At 40.3% G+C, this 17161-nt stretch carries 21 protein-coding genes and 1 pseudogene; 16 read left to right on the forward strand and 6 right to left on the reverse strand.

The features are described 5' to 3' along the window. Window positions 1-39 precede the first annotated feature (39 nt). The 3 genes from KFQ09_RS18790 to KFQ09_RS18800 are packed head-to-tail and all read right to left on the reverse strand — an operon-like array spanning window position 40 to window position 1295. Entirely contained in the window at window positions 40-165 is a 126-nt protein-coding gene (locus KFQ09_RS18790; RefSeq protein ID WP_008346357.1) for a hypothetical protein, read from the reverse strand. 43 nt (window positions 166-208) lie between these two features. Then, the gene (locus KFQ09_RS18795) at window positions 209-604 is read right to left on the reverse strand and encodes a reverse transcriptase-like protein (RefSeq protein WP_017359712.1); all 396 of its coding nucleotides are present in this window, start codon (window positions 602-604) and stop codon (window positions 209-211) included. Window position 605: 1 nt separating this feature from the next. Then, on the reverse strand, window positions 606-1295 hold the full coding sequence (locus KFQ09_RS18800; protein ID WP_007500834.1) for a queuosine precursor transporter: 690 nt from the start codon (window positions 1293-1295) through the stop codon (window positions 606-608). A gap of 94 nt (window positions 1296-1389) precedes the next feature. Here KFQ09_RS18800 and KFQ09_RS18805 point away from each other — a divergent pair, with 94 nt between their 5' ends. From KFQ09_RS18805 to KFQ09_RS18815, 3 genes are all read left to right on the forward strand, one after another. Continuing rightward, window positions 1390-2061, forward strand: coding sequence for a ribonuclease H family protein (locus tag KFQ09_RS18805; protein WP_007500833.1), 672 nt, complete (start codon window positions 1390-1392; stop codon window positions 2059-2061). A 1-nt stretch (window position 2062) separates the two neighbouring features. Then, on the forward strand, window positions 2063-2245 hold the full coding sequence (locus KFQ09_RS18810; protein ID WP_008346366.1) for a zinc-finger domain-containing protein: 183 nt from the start codon (window positions 2063-2065) through the stop codon (window positions 2243-2245). A 171-nt stretch (window positions 2246-2416) separates the two neighbouring features. Then, window positions 2417-2599: a hypothetical protein gene (locus KFQ09_RS18815; RefSeq protein ID WP_008346368.1), complete on the forward strand. Its 183-nt coding sequence runs from the start codon at window positions 2417-2419 to the stop codon at window positions 2597-2599. Window positions 2600-2650: 51 nt separating this feature from the next. Here KFQ09_RS18815 and cspD read toward each other — a convergent pair whose 3' ends face one another. Then, on the reverse strand, window positions 2651-2851 hold the full coding sequence (gene cspD / locus KFQ09_RS18820; protein ID WP_003215784.1) for a cold-shock protein CspD: 201 nt from the start codon (window positions 2849-2851) through the stop codon (window positions 2651-2653). A 267-nt stretch (window positions 2852-3118) separates the two neighbouring features. Between cspD and KFQ09_RS18825 the strand changes: the two genes are divergently transcribed. After that, window positions 3119-3820 (forward strand): AIM24 family protein, encoded by a 702-nt coding sequence (locus KFQ09_RS18825; RefSeq protein WP_017359709.1) that lies wholly within the window; start codon window positions 3119-3121, stop codon window positions 3818-3820. Window positions 3821-3855: 35 nt separating this feature from the next. On the opposite strand, the gene KFQ09_RS18830 is transcribed toward KFQ09_RS18825, so the two are convergent. Then, complete coding sequence (locus KFQ09_RS18830; RefSeq protein ID WP_017359708.1) at window positions 3856-5007, reverse strand: diglucosyl diacylglycerol synthase; 1152 nt, start codon at window positions 5005-5007, stop codon at window positions 3856-3858. 300 nt (window positions 5008-5307) lie between these two features. Then, window positions 5308-6143: pseudogene (gene metA, locus KFQ09_RS19610) on the reverse strand (homoserine O-succinyltransferase); the annotation flags it as partial. Between the two features lie 138 nt (window positions 6144-6281). Between metA and KFQ09_RS18845 the strand changes: the two are divergent. The 12 genes from KFQ09_RS18845 (at window position 6282) to KFQ09_RS18900 (ending at window position 17149) form a co-directional block, all read left to right on the forward strand. After that, the gene (locus tag KFQ09_RS18845) at window positions 6282-7964 is read left to right on the forward strand and encodes a formate--tetrahydrofolate ligase (RefSeq protein ID WP_099496572.1); all 1683 of its coding nucleotides are present in this window, start codon (window positions 6282-6284) and stop codon (window positions 7962-7964) included. 74 nt (window positions 7965-8038) lie between these two features. After that, window positions 8039-8521, forward strand: a complete 483-nt coding sequence (locus KFQ09_RS18850; RefSeq protein WP_007500827.1) for a glutathione peroxidase — start codon at window positions 8039-8041, stop codon at window positions 8519-8521. A 2-nt stretch (window positions 8522-8523) separates the two neighbouring features. Further along, window positions 8524-9147 carry an HD domain-containing protein gene (locus KFQ09_RS18855; RefSeq protein ID WP_017359706.1) on the forward strand — a complete coding sequence of 208 codons (624 nt, stop codon included), beginning with the start codon at window positions 8524-8526 and terminating at the stop codon, window positions 9145-9147. Between the two features lie 30 nt (window positions 9148-9177). Then, window positions 9178-10317, forward strand: a complete 1140-nt coding sequence (locus KFQ09_RS18860; protein ID WP_116307034.1) for a conserved virulence factor C family protein — start codon at window positions 9178-9180, stop codon at window positions 10315-10317. A gap of 309 nt (window positions 10318-10626) precedes the next feature. Then, window positions 10627-12303 carry a dihydroxy-acid dehydratase gene (ilvD, locus tag KFQ09_RS18865; RefSeq protein WP_007500822.1) on the forward strand — a complete coding sequence of 559 codons (1677 nt, stop codon included), beginning with the start codon at window positions 10627-10629 and terminating at the stop codon, window positions 12301-12303. Window positions 12304-12384: 81 nt separating this feature from the next. Continuing rightward, the gene (locus KFQ09_RS18870) at window positions 12385-12819 is read left to right on the forward strand and encodes a BrxA/BrxB family bacilliredoxin (protein ID WP_017359703.1); all 435 of its coding nucleotides are present in this window, start codon (window positions 12385-12387) and stop codon (window positions 12817-12819) included. 66 nt (window positions 12820-12885) lie between these two features. Continuing rightward, window positions 12886-13683, forward strand: coding sequence for a class I SAM-dependent methyltransferase (locus KFQ09_RS18875; protein ID WP_255835878.1), 798 nt, complete (start codon window positions 12886-12888; stop codon window positions 13681-13683). Window positions 13684-13949: 266 nt separating this feature from the next. Further along, the gene (locus KFQ09_RS18880) at window positions 13950-14567 is read left to right on the forward strand and encodes a YpjP family protein (protein WP_024718552.1); all 618 of its coding nucleotides are present in this window, start codon (window positions 13950-13952) and stop codon (window positions 14565-14567) included. 18 nt (window positions 14568-14585) lie between these two features. Next, a complete protein-coding gene (locus KFQ09_RS18885; RefSeq protein ID WP_008346387.1) occupies window positions 14586-15113 on the forward strand; it encodes a phosphatidylglycerophosphatase A family protein in 528 nt (175 codons plus the stop codon). A gap of 113 nt (window positions 15114-15226) precedes the next feature. After that, complete coding sequence (locus tag KFQ09_RS18890; protein WP_008346390.1) at window positions 15227-16021, forward strand: thymidylate synthase; 795 nt, start codon at window positions 15227-15229, stop codon at window positions 16019-16021. Next, window positions 16018-16506 carry a type 3 dihydrofolate reductase gene (folA, locus tag KFQ09_RS18895; RefSeq protein WP_019743261.1) on the forward strand — a complete coding sequence of 163 codons (489 nt, stop codon included), beginning with the start codon at window positions 16018-16020 and terminating at the stop codon, window positions 16504-16506. Before KFQ09_RS18890 ends, folA begins: the two co-directional genes overlap by 4 nt. Window positions 16507-16525: 19 nt before the next feature. Continuing rightward, window positions 16526-17149, forward strand: coding sequence for a lysophospholipid acyltransferase family protein (locus tag KFQ09_RS18900; protein WP_017359699.1), 624 nt, complete (start codon window positions 16526-16528; stop codon window positions 17147-17149). Window positions 17150-17161 lie beyond the last annotated feature (12 nt).

Consider the following 17161-nt stretch of genomic DNA (forward strand, 5'->3'; position numbering starts at 1 on the left):
GTTGTTCTTACGCAGAAAAGAAACAAAGGGCTACATGTATTAGCCCTTTGTGTTGCTTTTTTTCGCCTTATTTTCTAATTGCGATATTGGCTGTTTATCTTTTGTTTGCGCATCACCTTGAGGAGTCGTTCCGTTTGTGACACGGCCTCTGTTCTCTTTATCCAATTCGTATCACCTCACACATTAGCATAACCAAAAGAAAAGCGATTCATCCTTTTGAAAGGTGAATCGCTTTTCTAGCGAGCTGATCAGCCACTTGATTTTCCTTGCTCGGAATCCACTTAATAAAAAATAAATCAAATTCGCTTTGAAGCTGCAGCATTTCTTCGATGAAATGACGAAAAGATGGATTTTTAGCAAATCCTGCATTGGCTGCACGATCCACTACTTGTGAATCAGTGCGGAATGAAACGGTCCGTAATCCTTTTTCTACGCAAATTTTCATGCCTTCAATGAGCGCGGAAAACTCTGCTTCATGATTGCTCATGATGCCAAGAGGAATGGAGAAAGACTCAGCTTTTCCGTCATATTTTAAGAATATGCCGATGCCAGATGGACCTGGGTTTCCGGCACTAGCACCGTCAATATATATTTCAGCTGGCAATTTATTTCCCCCTTTCATCAATTGGAACCATTTTTTTCGCCGCATAGGCATAAGGTGTGCCAATGGCAGCGACGATAAATTTAATCACATAAGTCGTGATGAAAATTTCGATCCATATATGGAATGGGTAGGTCCCAAGAAAGGCAATGGTTGTGAAAACGAGTGTATCAAGCAGCTGGCTAATCATTGTACTCCCCGCATTTCGCAGCCAGAGCGCACCATCTGAAGGAAATATCCGGCGAATAAACGAATATACATAAACATCTAACATTTGACTGATGATATAAGCAGCAAGACTACCAAGAGCGACCCTTGGCATAAAGCCGAATATCGTTTCTAATGATGATTGGGAAATGTCAGATGGAGCGGGATGGAAAAGCAAAGCCTCCTGCATGACAACAGTTAATGTTAAAAGGGTGGCAAAGCCAATCCAGACAGCTTTTTTCGCTTCGGTTTGTCCATATTTTTCATTTAGGACGTCCGTTGCAAAGAACACACTGCCGTATAAAATGTTGCCAAGTGTTGCCGTTAAGCCAAATAATTCAACGGTTTTGACCACTTGTAAATTGGCAGCAACTGTTGCAAAACCAATCCATACGAAAAGCCCCATCTTGCCAAATCCTTTATAAAATAGAAGAACAATGATAAAATTAATGATCGCAAATAAGATCCAAATACCTTCATTAAACAAGTGACATGAACTTCCTTTCTAAATGTAAAATGTAACTTTTTGATTATAGCATAACGAACGTTTACCTTAAAAGTATGGGAAGGCGATGTGATCAATGAAACTAAGAGCGCACTATACAATGAAAGTGAAATCGATTGGGTCCATTGCTTTTTTCCAAGAAGATTGGATGGAGCTCAAAGAGGCCTTGCTTTTAGCAAAACATATAGACAAAAAAGAACCGCAGTCACTTCTATCATTTGAAGATGAAAAGGGTGCGATGTGGTCGACGAAAGAACTTGAAAAGCTAAACGAAGAACTTAGGCTTGAACCCGATCAGCTTCAGGTCTATTTTGATGCGAGTTTTCGCAAAGAAACAGGTGATGCTGGGCTTGGAATTGTCGTGTATTATCAGCTTGGACAGGATGCATACCGATTAAGGAAGAATCAGCCTTTTCAGAGCACCACGAACAATGAGGCAGAGTATGCGGCTTTATTTGAAGCGGTAAAAGCTTTAAAAGAACTGGGAGCCAGCAGAAACTCTGTTACGATTAGAGGAGATTCTCTTGTTGTGATGAATCAGCTCAAAGGGGAATGGCCTTGTTATGATGATATACATAACAAATGGCTCGACCGAATTGAGGCTGCGATCAAAGAGCTGAAGCTCACGCCAACATATGAAGTCATCGATCGTAAACAAAATGCAGAAGCAGATCAGCTTGCCAGACAGATACTTGCAGACGTCCCCATCGAAAGTAAGTTGAAATTAGAAGCAGACGGAGCTGAATAAAGTGGATAAAAAAACAGCAGTAAAAGAATTAACAGATCTTCAAGACACGTATTGTTCAGATTGCTTGATTAAGAAGCACTTTCGCAAAGAATTTGGCAAAAAATACGCGCACTCCTTTTGTATACAGCAATGCACGGTAGGAGAGAAGATCAAACAATACGGGAATGAATTACTCAAAAAATAAGCGTACACTCCGGTTTTCCTCTAGATGTATCATACGCTCACGAAAAAAAACGAATAGAATGTGTAAAAAAAGAACATATTCTGAAAAATGAGCCGATATAACTATAGAAAGTTTTGGTTGAGTTACTTTTTGACTAAGTGACGGATAATAGAGGAAAAGGGGAAGGCCGGCATGGATAATAAGGATTTTGAAACGGTATTACATCGGACATTTCAAGAGGTGTACAGTGATCTAGAGCAACTGGTAGATGTAGCAAAGAAGGGAAGACCTTTTCTCGAAAAAGATATCTCTGAAATTGAACAAAGATTAAAGCAAAATATTTTAGCGATTGAAATTCAGCTGAAAATCAAATAAGAGAGGCATACGCCTCTCTTTATTTTGTCGTTTCATCATTGATTGAGTTGATTAGATTTTTGTTACGTTTGCAGCTTGAGGTCCACGATTACCTTCAACGATTTCAAAAGAAACTTCTTGTCCTTCTTCTAGAGATTTGTAACCGTCACCTTCGATAGCTGTGAAGTGAACGAATACGTCGTCTCCGCCTTCAACTTCAATGAAGCCGAAACCTTTTTCATTATTGAACCATTTTACTTTACCGTTTTGCATATTGCTTTTTCCTCCTAGTACTGTAGCACACCTTTTGGCATACTAAAAAAAATTTTTCATCACCTAACGACTTAAGCAGTTGTTAAATGATGGTTCCACTATACACCATCAAAAGTAAAGCGTCAAGCAGGCAAGCCAAATTTTGAGCAGAATGTTTGATTTTTTTGTTTTTTTAGTGAATGACATTTATCTATAAAACGTCCTAATCTCATGAAACCTAATGTATAACTTGTCCGTATATAGTAAAAATACAGAAAGAGGTGCGTCATGAATCGTTACACAATTGAGGAGTTTGTTCAGAATACGCAGCAAGAAGACAAAGGGGAAGGGGTCTTCGAACTTGAAACATCAAGATTGTTAGAAATTAATTTAACAGATACCATTTGGGCAAAGACAGGCTCCATGGTTTCGTATCGCGGGAAAATAAAGTTTGAACGTGAAGGTGTATTTGAACACGGTGTGTCAAAGATGTTCAAAAAAATGTTATCAGGAGAAGGAACCTCTTTGATGAAGGCCACAGGTGATGGGAAATTATATGTAGCAGACCAAGGGAAAAAAATCTCGATTCTTCGATTGGCTCAAGGGGAGTCTATTTTCGTTAATGGAAACGACCTGCTCGCATTTGAACCGTCAGTTCGGTGGGATATTAAATTAATGAAAAAGGTATCTGGCATGCTTGCAGGTGGATTATTTAATGTCAAACTTGAAGGACCAGGTCTTGTGGCAATCACAAGTCATTACGAACCGCTGACGCTGATTGTTCAGCCAGGTGATTCTGTTTATACAGATCCGAATGCGACGGTCGCATGGTCAGGAGATTTGCAGACTGAATTTGTGACAGATGTATCGTTCAAAACGTTTATTGGCAGGGGAAGCGGAGAGTCCATTCAAATGAAGTTTAGCGGAAGTGGCTTTGTTGTTGTTCAGCCGTTTGAAGAAGTATATACAACGAATGGAAATCAAGGTTAAAAGAAAAAAGGTGTCCGTCAATGACGGACACCTTTTTATGATAATGCTTGAGCATACGATTTGTTGCTCATGATCAGATCTGATTGTTCGACGATATCTTCTAAAATGGTTTGAGAAGACTGTTTTAAGTGTAATTTTTTGATGTTTTGTTTCATGGATTCTAATTTTTCTTCGTCTTGCAGCAAGTTGGTGACAGATTCTAAAATGTCTTCGTGTCTGTTGATGACAATGGCAGCGCCGTAATCTTCAAAGAAAAGAGCATTTTCTTTTTCTTGTCCTGGAACAGGTTTGTAAAGAATAACTGGGACACCAATTGCTGTTGCTTCTGTTAATGTAATTCCGCCCGGTTTTGTAATCATACAGTCCGTTACTCTGAACAATTCATCAATTTGTTCCACATATCCAAGCGCCTTCAATTGATTTGGGTGTGCTTGTTCAAGTTCGCTAAGCGATTGCTTCAGCGCTGCATTCTTACCGCACACAACAACAATTTGTACTTCACTGTCAAGAAGTAGTGCTTCACACAGTTCCTTCACATTTTTTAGTACACCATGGGCACCCGCCATAATGAGAAGGACTTTTTTGTCTGATGATAATCCATATTTTTTATAGATGATCGATTTAGGCACGTCTACTTCAAATTGTGGTCTAATCGGAATGCCTGTTACCTTGACATCGCTTGGATGTGTGCCGATTTCTACTAGCTTTTGTTTCACATACTCGGTTGCAACATAGTATCGGTCAATGTTTTCATGTACCCAAATTTTATGAAGACAAAAGTCTGTCATCACATTAAATGTTGGAATGACTTTACCTGTTTTGTTTCGGTATTCAGGTACAACAATCATCGGGAATGTAATGATGATGATATCCGGATTGTGTAATTGAATTAATTCATCAAGACGCTTATTTCCCATCTTTAAATAAATGTTAAATTTGCGTTTATTGTAAATTTTATCTACACCGTAATAAAACAAGCGATAAAATTGTTTCCCAATGGAGAAGCTCTTTAAATATAAATATTGAGTCACTTCAGACACAATGGGATTTGATTCTTGATACAAATTAGAAACTATCACATGTTCAAACCCTTGGGATTTGCATTCATCATACAGTGTTTTTGCAACCTGCATATGTCCATTTCCATAATTTGCGGTCAAGATTAATATTTTTTTATTGGTATTCAAGAATATTCACCTCAAATGTAATCAACAACAACAAAACTTCGTACGAAAACTATAAATCTCATAGGTCTACATATACATAAAGATAACATATAAACAGCGAGAGCATATCATTCGTTACGAAAGAATTAAACTAATTTTAAAAAACAAACAGACTAAATTGATAATGGAAGACAGAGCCATTTGTATTTTAACACATTTTAAGCATTTATCATCAGACTACAGTCTATTTTATTCCCACACATATGGTGTTTCTTGATAAACATAGTAATTAAGCCAATTCATAAACAGCAAAGTAGCATGGGCTTTCCAGCGGTTCACTGGAACTAATGTGTCTCCATCTTCTATGAAATAGTGGACGGGTTTTTTGACTGTATCATGTTTCAACAAATCTCTTTCATATTCCTGCTTCAATGTATCTGTATCGTATTCAGGATGTCCAGTTAAAAATACTTGTTTATCATCATCTGAAACAATTAAACAAACACCAGCTTCCTCAGACGTGCTCAATACTTTTAGATTCGGCGTGTTTTTTAATTGTTCTGTATTAATATCTGTATGCCTAGAATGTGGGACATAGTATACTTCATCGAAACCTCTTACTAATCTTTCTTTTTTCTCTTTGACAAGATGCTCAAAAACACCGAATTTTTTCTCTGGAAGCTTGATTTTTTCAATGCCATAATGATGATAAAGACCAGCCTGTGCCCCCAGCATATATGGAGAGTAGACGTCACATTCGTTTTACTCCAGTCCAAAATGTCCTGCAGTTCTTTCCAATAGGAAACTTCTTCGAAAGCTAAATGCTCAATTGGTGCACCTGTAATGATCATGCCATCAAATTTTTTATGGCGAATCGAGTCAAAGGTCGTATAAAATTCATCTAGATGCTCTCTCGATGTATTCTTCGGTGTATGTGTACTTGGAATCAAAAATGTAAAATACACTTGCAAAGGAGAATTTCCGAGCATTCTCAACAGCTGCGTTTCAGTTTGTATTTTTTTTGGCATTAAGTTTAAGATCACGATATTCAAAGGACGGATATCTTGTTTGAATGCCCTTGTCTCATCCATGACGAAAATGTTTTCGCTCTCTAGTATTTGTTTTGCCGGCAGATGAACTGGTATGTTAATAGGCAACTCGCCACCCCCTGAACCAAAGCTAATTTCACTTCATTATAGGAACTTTCTGGCGATATTTCAATGTTTCAATTATGTTACAATGAAAAATAGAGCAAAAAAGAAAGCTGTTTCTGTCAAAAAAGGAGGCCATTAATCATGATCACAAAGCATTTATCAGATATTGACATTGCCCAAAAGGCAAAGCTGAGACCGATTCAAGACATCGCAGCAAAATTACAAATACATGACGAAGAATTAGAATGCTATGGTTTCACAAAAGCGAAAATATCTTTGACTATTTTTGACCGTTTAAAGGAACAAAAAGAAGGAAATGTGATTCTTGTGACTTCGATCAACCCAACGCCAGCAGGTGAGGGAAAGTCCACCGTAACAGTTGGCCTCGGTCAAGCCTTCGAGAAAATTGGGAAAAAAGCGATTATTGCCATGCGTGAACCTTCACTAGGTCCCACAATGGGTATTAAAGGCGGTGCAGCTGGCGGCGGATATTCACAGGTGTTGCCTATGGAAGAAATCAATCTTCATTTCACAGGGGATTTTCATGCGATTACATCTGCACATAACGCTTTAGCTGCTTTTATTGATAATCATATCCATCACGGAAATGAGCTTGGGATCGACGCACGCCGAATTGTATGGAAACGAGTGTTAGATTTAAACGATCGTGCTCTAAGACAAGTGGTCGTAGGACTTGGCGGTCAATTAAATGGGTACCCTAGAGAAGATGGATTTGATATTACGGTTGCATCCGAAATGATGGCCATCCTCTGTTTAGCAGACGACTTAAACGATCTAAAAAAACGTCTTTCTTCTATTGTTGTTGCCTACAATCAAGAAGGTGAACCGGTCACAGTTGGAAATCTAGGATATGAAGGCGTATTGACCTTGCTTTTAAAAGATGCGCTGAAACCAAACCTTGTTCAAACGATTGAAGGAACTCCAGCCCTTGTTCATGGTGGTCCTTTTGCCAATATTGCACATGGATGCAATAGTTTAATTGCCACAAAAATGGCGGCAAAACTAGCAGATTACGTCGTAACAGAAGCGGGATTTGGTGCAGACCTCGGCGCGGAAAAATTTCTTCACATCAAAACAAGAGCCGGTGATTTTAAACCAGGCGCTGTTGTCATTGTCGCAACTGTCAGGGCGCTAAAAATGCATGGCGGAATGCAGAAAACAGAGCTCAAGGAAGCAAATGCACAGGCTGTATTAGAAGGTATACATAATTTAGAGAAGCATATTGAAACAGTGCAAGCCTTCGGTCTACCATATATCGTTGCAGTGAACCGTTTTATTACCGATACAAAAGAAGAAATTCAAGCAATAGAAAACTGGTGCGAAACGAATGGACATCCAGTCAAAGCGGTCAATGTATGGGAAGAAGGGGGAGCTGGCGGCGTAGCACTTGCCGAAGAGCTCACGACACTCATTGAAAAGAATGAAAACAGCTTTTCTTATTTATATGAGGAGCAAGATTCCATTGAAGAAAAGTTGTCAAAAGTCGCCAAAGTGGTTTATGGTGCAGACGGCGTCAACCTTACATCAAAAGCAAGAAAGCAGCTAGCTGCAATTGAGAAAAATGGCTGGGCCCATTTGCCGGTTTGTATGGCAAAAACGCAATATTCACTATCGGATGATCCGGCTTTAATCGGCAGACCAAAAGGCTTCACCGTTACGATTCGAGAGTTAAAACCATCTGTAGGAGCAGGTTTTATCGTTGCACTAACAGGAAGCATTCTGACCATGCCAGGTCTCCCTAAAAAACCTGCGGCACTTGAGATGGATTTATTAGAAGACGGCAGTGTGACTGGACTCTTTTAGCAGAAAGCATAAAAAGCGATTTTCTAAAAGAAGCATGTTACGATAGGAAAAAGTGAATCCTAGGAGGCTATGAGATGTCAATTTATGATATTCAGGTCAAGACCATTAACGGTCAGGAAAAATCAATGGCAGATTACAAAGGGAAAGTACTGATCATCGTGAACACAGCGAGCAAATGTGGACTGACCCCTCAATTTAAACAATTACAAGAGTTATACGATCAATATCATGAAAAGGGCCTTGAAATTTTAGGATTTCCGTGCAATCAATTTATGAATCAAGAGCCAGAAGGGGAAGAAGCAATTCAAGAATTCTGTTCGTTAAACTATGGTGTGACCTTCCCGATGTTTGCAAAAGTAGATGTCAATGGTGACAATGCGCATCCGCTTTTCAAATACTTAACGAGTCATGCGAAAGGTGTGCTTGGTACAAAAACGGTGAAATGGAATTTTACAAAATTTATCGTTGACCAAAACGGAGAAGTGACTGAACGATTTTCTCCTAAAACACCACCAAAAGAATTAGAAAGCTCCATTATCGCTCTTTTGGAGAAATAAGCATGTATTCGAACAAGCAGCAAGAACAATTGGAGGCAGCTGCCTCCTTTGTTTCAAAACAGCTAAAGAATGAACCGACTGGACACGATGAAGCTCATATCAATCGTGTGCGCCAGCTTGCCGTCCATATTGCACAACAGGAGGGCGGGTCGCTTTTTGTCATTGAAATGGCAGCGATTGTCCATGATGTCATTGATGACAAGCTGTCTAGTGAATGGAAGCTTTCACCGCATGATCTCAAGCAGCAGCTCCTTTTGTGGGAAGTGGACACGCGAGATATTCGCTATATCATGGATATTATTACAACGATGTCTTTTCGTCACCGGCATATGCAGCATCAGCCAGTGACATTAGAAGGGGCCATTGTTCAAGATGCAGATCGGCTAGATGCGATAGGTGCAACTGGGATTGCAAGGGTGTTTACATATGCAGGTGCAAAAGGGGAGCCTCACTATACAGAGGGTGCTCACCAAGGCACAGTACTTGTGCATATGCAAGAAAAGCTGCTTCAATTAAAAGACTTGATGAACACACGTGCTGGAAAGCAGCTGGCTCATGAGCGGCATGAGTTTATGTGTCTATTTATCAAGACATGGAAAGAAGAATGCGGCCTTACAGATGAGTAGGGTCTTTATGTGTGTAAGGAGGATGTATAGATGAAAATAACTGCCATAGAACCAACGCCAAGCCCGAATACAATGAAAGTCATTTTGACAGAAGCGCTTGCAGGCGGTAAAAGCAATAACTACAAAAAAGATCAAAAAGACGAAGCGCCAGAGATGATCAAGCGAATTTTAACCATTGAAGGTGTAAAAGGTGTTTACCATGTAGCCGATTTCTTAGCGGTTGAGCGTAATGCGAAATTTGATTGGCAAGGTATTTTACAGCAAGTCAGAGAAGCCTTTGGACAAGAAACAGAAGGTCTTCAGGGAGAATCGCAGTCAGGTGATGACACATTTGGAGAAGTCAAAGTGTTTGTTCAAATGTTTAATGGGATTCCGATGCAGGTCAAGCTGACAGACGGTGAAAGAGAAGAACGATTTGGAATGCCTGAACGTTTCCAGGCAGCGATTTTAAAGCTAAGAAGCAGTTCAGATAATGTTGTATTTGAACGTGTGTGGAAAGAACATGGCGTACGTTTTGGAGAATTTGCTGATATCGGTCAAGAAGTCACAGAAGAGCTGCAAGCTGCATATGACGACGAGCGTTTATCCCGTTTAACAGAGGCAGTGAAGGAAGGTCAAGAGGCTGTAGATAAACAAGTGAACCGAAAAGCATATGATGTGACAGAAGAGATGCTGCGCGATGAAGATTGGAAGAAACGTTTTGCTCATTTAGAGCAAATGCAGCCAGAGAAAAAAGATATACCTGTTTTAATGAAAGCGATGGAGGATCCAAAAACATCGATTCGCAGACAAGCTGTTGTGAATGCTGGCATGATTGAAGATCCAGCCATTTTGCCTATTTTATATAAAGGGCTTGAAGATAAAACAGTGACGGTTAGAAGAACTGCTGGAGATTGTATTTCAGATCTTGGTGATTCTAGTGCGATTGAAGCGATGATCGCAGCCTTAAAGGACCCAAGTAAGCTTGTCCGCTGGCGTGCGGCCATGTTCCTTTATGAAGAAGGTGACGAAACAGCACTCGAAGCTTTAAAAGAAGCGGAGCAGGACCCTGAATTTGAAGTCAGTCTTCAAGTGAAAATGGCCATCGAACGAATTGAGCACGGAGAAGAAGCAAAAGGCTCTGTGTGGAAGCAAATGACAGAAAGTAGAAAAAATGCATCAGAATCATAAGACGATGAGACAGCTGCCAATAAAAGGCAGCTTGTTTTCTGAAAAGGGCTTTTTTATTGGCAGAAAAATTTTTTCAGAAAAATTATTTTGAATATTGTTGAAATATGAGAAAAAACTCTATATAGTAGTACCAATATAGAATATTGGAGGTCAGATTTTATGACACAATCCTTGCTGAGCACTTGCTTCAGCAGAGAAATAAGTCACTATCTATTATAGGTGGCTAAATAAACAGAAAATTTGTAAAATAAAATCAACTCAAAATCATACAGTCAACAAGACTAGTAGTATAGGAGGCTTTTTAAACAGATGGCAGAACTTCGCAGTAATATGATTAAACAAGGAATTGACAGAGCACCTCACCGAAGCTTATTAAGAGCAGCTGGGGTAAAAGATGAGGATTTTGGCAAGCCGTTTATTGCCGTATGTAATTCCTATATTGATATTGTCCCAGGGCATGTCCATCTTCAGGAATTCGGAAAAATTGTGAAAGAAGCCATTCGTGAAGCTGGCGGTGTTCCATTTGAATTCAATACAATTGGGGTAGATGATGGAATTGCGATGGGGCATATTGGGATGAGATATTCATTGCCAAGCCGTGAAATCATTGCTGATTCAGTAGAGACCGTGGTGTCTGCACACTGGTTTGATGGCATGGTTTGTATTCCTAACTGTGATAAAATCACGCCAGGTATGATGATGGCTGCCATGCGTGTGAATATCCCAACTGTATTTGTCAGTGGTGGACCGATGGAAGCTGGGAGAACAAGTGATGGCAGGAAAATTTCTCTTTCTTCTGTCTTTGAAGGCGTAGGGGCATACCAATCAGGGAAAATTAATGAAGAGGAATTAAACGAATTAGAGCAGTTTGGCTGTCCAACATGCGGATCTTGCTCTGGTATGTTTACAGCAAATTCAATGAACTGTCTAGCAGAGGCGCTTGGGATTGCTCTTCCTGGAAATGGAACCATTCTGGCGACATCACCAGAACGAAGAGAATTTGCGAAGAAGTCAGCAAAACAATTGATGGAGCTAATCAAAAAAGACATTAAACCACGTGATATTGTCACGGAAAAAGCGATCGATAACGCATTTGCTTTAGATATGGCACTTGGTGGTTCAACCAATACAGTTCTTCATACATTGGCGATTGCAAACGAAGCGGGCGTTGAATATTCACTTGAGCGTATTAATGAAGTAGCAGAACGAGTGCCGCATTTATCGAAACTCGCTCCAGCTTCAGATGTATATATTGAAGATTTACATGAAGCTGGCGGAGTGACCGCTGCACTAAATGAATTGTCCAAAAAAGAGGGGGCTCTTCATTTAGATACCATGACCGTCACAGCGAAAACGTTAGGCGAGAACATTGCAGGGCATGAGGTAAAAGATTATAACGTCATTTATCCAATTGACAAGCCATTTACTGAAAAGGGCGGCTTAGCCGTTTTATTTGGAAACCTTGCGCCAGATGGAGCGATCATTAAAACAGGCGGTGTACAAGACGGCATCACGCGCCATGAAGGACCTGCGATCGTATTTGAATCCCAAGAGGAAGCACTTGAAGGAATCATTAATCGAAAAGTAGAAGCAGGACATGTTGTCATTATTCGTTATGAAGGACCTAAAGGCGGTCCAGGCATGCCTGAAATGCTTGCACCAACTTCACAAATTGTCGGAATGGGACTTGGTCCAAAGGTTGCTTTAATTACAGACGGCCGATTCTCCGGTGCTTCTCGCGGATTGTCTATTGGACACGTCTCTCCAGAGGCAGCAGAAGGCGGCCCGCTTGCCTTTGTTGAAAATGGTGATCATGTCGTTGTCGATATCGAAAAACGCATTTTAAGCGTAGATGTCCCGGAAGAAGAATGGGAAAAAAGAAAAGCAAACTGGAAAGGCTTTGAGCCAAAAGTAAAAACAGGTTACCTTGCCAGATACTCAAAACTTGTGACATCAGCCAATACAGGCGGAATCATGAAAATTTAATCTGAAATTGAACATTTGAAAATTGGCTCTCTCTATAGTATCCTTTATTCACAACATAAGGATTATAGAGGGGGCTTTTATATGTCAATGGCATATGAAGAATATATGCGTCAGCTCGTCGTACCAATGCGCCAAGAACTGACAAGTGCAGGGTTTCAAGAATTGACGACTGAAGAAGAAGTAGAAAAAACGATGCAGGAAGCAGAAGGAACAACATTTGTTGTCGTCAATTCCGTATGCGGATGTGCTGCCGGTTTAGCACGCCCTGCTGCTACTCAAGCTGTCATGAAAGCAGAAAAAGCACCAGATCGAATTGTGACGGTCTTTGCTGGTCAGGACCGGGAAGCTACGGCTAAAATGAGAGAATACTTCACAGGTGAGGAGCCATCTTCTCCGTCTATGGCACTTTTAAAAGGAAATGAACTCGTTCATTTTATCCCGCGTGACGAAATTGAAGGTCATGAAATGGAAGATATTATGAAGAACGTCTTATCTGCATTTGAAAAACATTGCTAATACAAGTGTTGAAATGTCCTGTGATCCAATCAGGGCATTTTTTCTTGATTATGATGGAGGAACGACATGCTCATTACAACAAGCTTTAGAGCAAATGAACAAACAATTGAAACGGCAAAGGCCCTCGCAAAGGACTTGCATGGTGAGTATATCGAGCGGTGTAAACAATCTGTCAAACAGCTTGCGATTAAGCGGGGGGATGTACTCGTTGTTGGGAAAGAACGATTTGAATGGTATCAGCCAAATGGTGAAAAGTTCTTTTTCCATCCAAGCTCAGCGATGTTTAGGGTGAAGCGGGTCCTTCGTGGTGAAAAAGATCCATTAATAGAAGCAGCACAATTAAAGCCGGGCGATTCCTTTTTAGATTGTACGCTTGGCTTAGGATCAGATGCGATTACCGCAAGCTGCGCTACAGGCGCCAATGGAGAAGTGGCAGGCATTGAAAAAAATCCGATGACGGCATTGCTTGTTCGAGAAGGACTCAGCACATGGGAAACGGGTGTGAGAGAGGCAGACGAGGCGATGAAACGGATATCTGTCATCAGCGGGGATAGTATTGAGCAGTTAAAGAAGCTCCCTGATCGATCCTATGATATCGTCTATTTTGATCCAATGTTTGAAGAAACCATACAAGAGTCTGCTAGTATGATGCCGCTTCGTCATGCAGCTGAGCATCATTTTGACCATGAAACCGCTGTGAAAGAAGCAATGAGAGTGGCTAGAAAAAGAGTGGTTTTAAAAGATCATTGGAAAAGCACACGATTTACCACTGATTCCTATCAATTTCAGGTGATGAAACGTAAAACCGCCCAATTCCATTACGGATATATCTCAATAGAAGAAGACAAATCAACAAAACTTTAATCACTCTTAACAATAAAAAAAGCCCTATTTCAGGGCTTTTAATCGGTGATCTCCATATAGACAAAATAAAATAACGTCAGCAAGGAAGCTGTGATGAAAAACCCTTCAAGCATATCCATTCCTCCCAAATTTTAGTCGTCGTTACTGTCATTGTAAACGTTTTATCATGAAAAAGAAAGTCTCAACTCAATGACCAAATTGAATGACTGAAAATTCATTATATGCTAGAATAGCAGTATGATAACTTATGGAAGGAATTAGATATCATGAAAATGTGGATGAGAAAAACGCTTGTTGCACTCTTTACGATTGCGACTTTTGGTTTAATCTCTCCTCCATCGGCTTTGATGACAGACAAGCCATCTGAACTTTCTTCATCTGATAAATCACCTTATACAGCAGTTTATGATACATCAGATGATACGCGCAGCTGGGAATTATCGCAAGAAGACAACAAAGAGCGGGTAGACCCCTTTGAGCAATATAAGCAAGAGGTTCTATCAAGTGCAGAAAACCAATCCTTTCTCAAATTTGGTCGTAAAATCACACCTGTCATTGAGGACGAGTATAGAGAAGAGATTCAACCCAAAATTGAACAAGTGTTAACCGACTTTTTAACAAATTTCAAAGATGACGAAAAATTTCAAGATGTTGTTTTAACTGATCAGCCTTCAAGCGGAAATGGGGAAAAAATCTTCCACATTTATAATAGAAAGACTGGAGAAGATTTGCTTCGTTTTCATGTCAGGAGAGATCAGCCGCCTCACAGCGGATATTGGTTTAACTTTCACTACCATACAGCAGAAGATGGATTCCAGACGCATCATGAACTCGGTAATATTTACTGGGATAAAAACACCCCGCCGAGCTGGATGAGCCACTAGAAGGAGATGTCATGCCAATTGAAAAAGTATACAATGAACGAAATGGTTCGCATTACAAAACAGATGTTAAACGAGCGTGGAGTGAAAATAGAAGATATTGCACATATTGTGCTGAAACTCCAAGAGAAATACAACCCAAATCTTCCACTTAGTGTCTGCATTGAAAATGTTGAAAAAGTGCTGAATAAAAGGGAAATTGTCCACGCAGTTTTGACAGGACTTGCGCTTGATCAGCTGGCAGAAAAAAAGCTTTTGCCAGAACCTTTGCAGCATTTAGTTGAAACAGATGAACCGCTATATGGAATTGATGAGATTATTCCGCTTTCCATTGTCAATGTATATGGATCAATCGGTTTGACCAACTTCGGTTATCTAGACAAAGAGAAATTTGGTATTATTAGAGAATTAGATGAAGGTCGTCCTGGTGAAGTGCACACCTTCCTTGATGACCTTGTCGCTGCGCTTGCCGCAGCAGCAGCAAGCCGCATAGCTCACTCTCACCAAGATATTAAGGACGAAGAGCAGGATCGAGTGAATCAAGCATAAAAAGAAAAACATGTCTGCTCATCATGCAGACATGTTTTTTTGGTTTCAATTGGTTTCAACAAAAGCAGAAATAAGGTAAACTACAACAAGAACATAAATAAAGGATGAAAAAAATGAAACAATACAAAGAGTTATGCCGTCATGTATTACAGCACGGGGATGAAAAAGGTGACAGAACAGGAACAGGCACTATCAGCACGTTCGGTTACCAAATGAGATTTGATTTACAGGAAGGGTTTCCTTTATTAACAACAAAGAAATTACACCTGAAATCAATCATTCATGAGTTACTGTGGTTTTTAAAAGGTGATACAAATGTCAAATATCTTCAAGAAAATGGTGTCCGTATTTGGAATGAATGGGCAGATGAAAATGGAGAGCTAGGGCGTGTGTATGGTGCGCAGTGGAGATCATGGGCGAGCGGAGACGGAGAGACAGTAGATCAGATCAGCAGACTGATCCATGATATTGAGAATCATCCTAATTCGAGAAGATTGATTGTCAGTGCGTGGAATCCAGGAGAGATTGATCAGATGGCGCTGCCTCCTTGTCATTGCTTGTTTCAATTTTACGTATCAAACGGTAAATTATCGTGCCAGCTCTATCAACGTTCGGCAGATATCTTTTTAGGTGTGCCTTTTAATATTGCTTCGTATGCACTTCTAACGATGATGATTGCCAAAGTGACAAACCTTGAGCCAGGAGAGTTTATTCATACGCTAGGAGATGCTCATATTTATCAAAATCATCTTCCGCAGGTCAAAATGCAGTTAGAGCGTGAGGAGCGCACACTTCCGCAGCTTCGCATCACTAGAGATGTCAAAAGTATTTTTGATTTTACGTTTGATGATTTTGTGCTCGAGAACTATGATCCACATCCGCATATTAAAGGAGAAGTCAGTGTATGATTTCCATGATAGTGGCGACAGGAAAAGACAGAGTCATTGGCAAAGATAATCAAATGCCTTGGCATTTACCCGCTGATTTAGCGTATTTTAAAAAAGTCACAAGTGGTCATGCCATTGTCATGGGTAGAAAAACGTTTGAATCAATTGGACGAGCACTGCCTAACCGCCGGAATATCGTGTTGACCACAAGTTCTTCTTTTCAAGCTGAAGGATGCGAGGTAGTCCATTCAATCGATGATATTTTAACCATTGCGAAGAACGAGGAAGAATTATTGATCATTGGCGGGTCTAAGCTGTATGAGGAAATGATGCCATACGCAGATCGTCTATATATCACGCACATTCATCATTCATTTGAAGGCGACCGTTTCTTCCCTTATTACGATGAAGATCATTGGACGGTTGTATCACGTGAAAAAGGCCATCGTGACGAAAAGAACCCCTACAATTATGAATTTGTCGTCTATGACAGAAAAGAAGGATAAGTGAGTAGGAGGAGTACGGTTGTTTCGTTATTGGTTTTTAACGATTTATGTTGTTGTATCCTTTTTTAAAAGTATAAGGCATTTGTATGATCATGAATTAACGGATCCACGCATTTCCTATACGAAACGAATGCATCTCATCCATGAGCATGCAAAAAGGTTTGCCAGAGGGTGTATTGATCAATCAGGATCGGTCATGACCATTCATCAGCAAAAAAGGCTGCCAGATGGCCCTGTTATTTATGTCACAGAAGCACATCATCCAGTGACGACGACATTGCTGATTGGTCACTTAGAGAAGCCATTTGCTTTTATGGCAAAACCGCATCTGTTTCGCTATCCCATCTTAAAACAATGGTTGAAGAAGATGGCGGTGATCAAGCAGAATCAATCTGATGAGGCGTTATTAGAAGAAGCAAGAGAAAGAGTTCTATCTGGCCAGAGTCTGTTGCTTTCTGAACAGTATCGTGTCATGGCAGAAACGCTTGCTGAAGAATGTAACTGCTCACTTGTTCCGGTTGAAACAAGCGGCACAGACCGTCTTTTAACAGGGAAGATCGTCAAAAGACTTCGTCCAGTTAATGTCGATATCCATATAAAAGCACCGGTCAAGATGAGTGATTACGCACAAAAGCGCGCATAGAAAAAACCAGCA

The sequence above is a fragment of the Bacillus sp. FS02 genome (genome assembly GCF_024398395.1).
Lineage (GTDB): Bacteria > Bacillota > Bacilli > Bacillales > Bacillaceae > Bacillus > Bacillus altitudinis.